The 3,178-nt window shown below is 67.8% G+C and carries 3 protein-coding genes; all 3 read right to left on the reverse strand.

What is annotated here, in order from left to right:
- A partial coding sequence (locus AOK23_RS34670) for an ABC transporter ATP-binding protein (protein ID WP_055716502.1) occupies nt 1–1,035 on the reverse strand: 1,035 nt, incomplete at its 3' end.
- Entirely contained in the window at nt 1,028–2,134 is a 1,107-nt protein-coding gene (locus tag AOK23_RS34675) for an ABC transporter substrate-binding protein (protein ID WP_055716503.1), read from the reverse strand. The genes AOK23_RS34675 and AOK23_RS34670, both read right to left, overlap by 8 nt.
- Before the next feature lie 321 nt (nt 2,135–2,455).
- Nucleotides 2,456–3,178: SDR family NAD(P)-dependent oxidoreductase (locus AOK23_RS34680; protein WP_079049877.1), on the reverse strand; the 723-nt coding region annotated here is incomplete at its 5' end.

Raw genomic sequence — 3,178 nt, forward strand, 5'->3', positions numbered from 1 at the left:
CAGCAGGGGCCCGGCGCCGCCATCGATACGTACACCCGCGCGCACCAGGGTGCCGACGTAGGTGGCGGTTTCCACGGTGCCGGTACAGAACCCGTCGTCGGCGGCGCTTGCCCGCAGTCGACCCGGCTGCACAGCGACCTTCACCTGCGTACCGGGCGCCAGCTGGTGACGGCGCGCCGTCAGCAGGCCACCGGACTGGGTGAGGCGGACCAGGGTGTGCTCGCCGTCCTGCTTCTCCACCCGGCCGGGCAGGAAGTTCGCCGCGCCGAGGAAGTCCGCGACAAACGGCGTCCTGGGCCGTTCGAACAGCTCGCGGGGGGTGTCGAACTGCTCGATCAGGCCGTTGCGCATCACCGCGATGCGGTCCGACATGACCAGCGCTTCTTCCTGGTCGTGCGTCACGTAGATGACGGTCAGGCCCAGTTCCTGCTGGATGGACTTGATCTCCACCTGCAACTGGTCGCGCAGCTTCTTGTCCAGCGCGCCGAGCGGTTCGTCCATGAGGATGACCGGCGGGCGGTAGACCAGCGCCCGGCACAACGCCACACGCTGCTGCTGGCCACCGGACAACTCACGCGGCTTACGGCCACCGAACCCGGACAGACCCGCGATCTCCAGCGTCTCCCCCACCCGCCGACGGATCTCCTCCTTCGGCACCCCCCGCAGCGTCAACGGGAAGGCGACGTTCTCACTGACCGTCATGTGCGGGAAGAGCAGGTACTGCTGGAAGACGAAGCCCAGGCCCCTCTTCTGCGGCGCGAGGCGGGTGACGTCCCGGCCGCCGACGGTGATGGTGCCGGAGTCGGGTTCGCAGAACCCGGCGATCATCATCAGCGTCGTGGTCTTGCCCGACCCGGAGGAGCCGAGGAAGGTGACGAACTCCCCCGCGGCGATCTCCATGGATGCCTCGTCCACGGCGACGACGTCGCCGTAGGTCTTGCGCAGAGCCACCACCGACAGCGCCTTGCCGGTCGCGGTGGCCGGCGTGACGCCGGCCACCTTGACGGACGGTGTGGCGACACCGAACTCAGCCACGAGCCCACTCCAACCAGCGCTTGGTGACGGCCGATTCGTTCTTCAGCCACCAGTCGACATCCGCATCGAAGCCCTTGTCGTAGTACTTCGGCGCACCCGCGGACGCGTTGCGCTGCTCCTCGGTCAGCTTGGCGTAGGCCACCGGAGAGGACGGGTTCGACGGGAAGAACTTGACCATGTTGGCCTGGCTCTCCGCCCGCAGCGAGAAGTCCATCAGCTGGTAGGCGGCGTCCAAGTTGGCCGCGCCCTTGGCGATGGCATAACCCGAGAACTGACGGCGCGTACCGTTGAGCTGCCGCTCCACCGGCACACCTTGCTTCTGCAGATCGGCGAGACGGCCGTCCCACACGGTGGACATCGTCACTTCCTCGCGGCTCAGCAGAACACCCGGGAGCGGGCCGCTGTCCCAGAACTTCTTGATGTCGCCTCGCAGTCGGGTCAGCACCTTGAAGGCGCGGTCGACGTCCAGCGGGTACAGCTTGTCCATCGGGACACCGTCGGCCAGCAGCGCGAACTCCAGCTCCGGCAGGTCACCGTCCGGGTGGACCATCGCACGGCTGCCCTTGAACGCCTTGGTGTCGAAGAAGTCCGCCCACGACTCCGGCTTCTTGCCCCCGAACGCGTCCGTGCGGTACCCGATGCACTGGCCGTAGAAGCTGTGGCCAACCGCGTGCTCGGTGATCTGGTTGTCCGGGATCTTCGCACTCTTCAGGCTCTTGAGCCGGTCCCGGTCCAGCGCCTCCAGAGCGTCCTGCTTGACGTACTTGAAATGGGACATCATCGAGTTGTTGATGAGGTCGCACTGCGGCCGGCCCTGCTTGATCTGGGCCAGCAGCGGGGCGTCGTCCAGGTTGAGCACCTTGACCTGGATACCGGTCTCCTGCGTGAACGGCGTGTAGATCGCCTTCTGCAGAGCCGCACCGTAAGAGCCGCCGCTGTCACGGACGACCACCGTCTTACTGCCGCCCTTGCCACCACTCCCACCGGCCGTCCGGCTGGAGCCGGTACCGCAGGCGGAGAGGGACGGCAGAGCGGCGAGGGCGGCCAGGCCGCCTGCTCCGCGCAGGAGCGCTCTACGACCGATCTGGGCATCACTCATGGCAATACTCCTCATCTGGGGACGCGGGGGACCAGCTGTGCGGGGGCTTTACCTCGCAGGCGGGGGGTAGTTCAGGGCGGCGCACGCGGACAGAGCATCGTCCGGCGCCGGTGACAGGCCGTGATCAGCGGAGCGGGGGCGGTCCTCAGCAGAGCCGCGGCACAAGGGCTCTGGTGAGGGATGGGTCAGAGCCAGGCCTGCGGGCTGAGGAACCTCGTAGACGAGCAAGTCGCGCGGTGCCGATGTGCGGAGGCAGGCAGAAAGACGCGACGGAGAAAGGGGCGTTCAGTACCTTGCTGGTGGTGATGCCCAGCAGGGTGTTCAGCCGGCGGTGTACCCGCCGTCGACGGTGAGGACCGATCCGGTCACGTACGAGGACTCCGACGACGCGAAGAAGAGCACCGCGTCAGCGACCTCTTCGGGGGTGGCGAGGCGTTGGAGCGGGATCGTGCTCTCGCGCTGGCGGCGGTAGGCCTCGGGGTCGGGCCTGCGCTGGAACGCCGCTTCGATGATCGGGGTGGCGGTCAGGCCCGGAGCGACGACGTTGACGCGGATGTTGCGCGGGGCCCACTCGATCGCCGCGCCCTTGGCGAGCATGATGAGGCCGCCCTTGGCGGCGGAGTACAGGACCTGCCCGGCCATGCCGACCATGCCCAGCCGTGAGCTGACGCAGACGAACGAGCCGCCGGTCTCGGGCATGAGCGGCGCGAAGTGCTTCATCACCAGGAACGCGCTGAGCAGGTTGCTCTCCAGCACGTTCCTCGCGTCGCCGCAGGCCATCTCGGTGAGTGGACCGTCGGCCTGCAGACCGTGGTTGAGGACGACGACGTCGACGGTGCCGAAGGACTCCGCGGCCTGCTTGGCCAGGTGCTCCACGAACGTCTCGTCGTTGAGGTCTCCGGGTACGTACAGGTCGTCGGGCTGAGCGCTGTCGAGCCGCTCCTTGCGGCCGGTGAGCAGCAACCGCCCGCCCTCCCGGCGGAAGTGGGAACTCACCGCCTGCCCTATGCCACTGCTGGCGCCTGTCACCAGGGCCGTGACGTT

This window comes from Streptomyces torulosus (assembly GCF_001419765.1).
GTDB lineage: Bacteria > Actinomycetota > Actinomycetes > Streptomycetales > Streptomycetaceae > Streptomyces > Streptomyces torulosus.